The sequence below is a fragment of the Enterococcus sp. LJL90 genome (genome assembly GCF_056924355.1).
Genome location: NZ_JBXPBQ010000056.1, coordinates 1 through 514 on the forward strand (window position 1 = coordinate 1; position 514 = coordinate 514).

The following is a 514-nucleotide window of genomic DNA, read 5'->3' on the forward strand; positions in this document are numbered from 1 at the left end:
ACTCTCCTAATATTTTGTGATATAATTACATCTTGTTTTAGTTAAGTAAAAGAAACAAAATATAACGCCAATATGACAGCGTTTTTGATTATATTTTGACGGCGATTGACGGCTTATTCGAAAAGATAACCAACAAAATGATAACGCTATCATTTTGTTGGTTATCAGCTTGATTTCTTATTAAGGAATTTTTTAAGAAATATAAGTAGCTACTTTTTCTATTGTCTGTAAGCGTTGATCCATTAGAACATCTGAATACACATCTAATGTTAGTTGGGTAGATTTGTGTCCGAGTAATGCGCTAACTGTTGGAATATCTGAGAGTGCCTCAAGGCAACGCGTCGCAAAAGTGTGCCGTAACTGATGGAAATGGATATGCGTAAGACCTACCTTTTTTCTTATTTTATGAAAATAATTTGTAAGTAGTCTTGGTTCACAAGGACCATCATTGTTCGTAAATACCCATCTGGCTAGTTCACCATCTTGTCTATACTGTTTCAATTTCTCCCTTAGA

The 514-nt window shown here is 34.0% G+C and carries 1 protein-coding gene; it reads right to left on the reverse strand.

The genetic code is table 11. From position 1 onward, the window contains the following. Window positions 1-192 precede the first annotated feature (192 nt). The coding region (locus tag AC1Z3S_RS20080) for a tyrosine-type recombinase/integrase (RefSeq protein ID WP_461741849.1) at window positions 193-514 on the reverse strand (322 nt) is incomplete at its 5' end.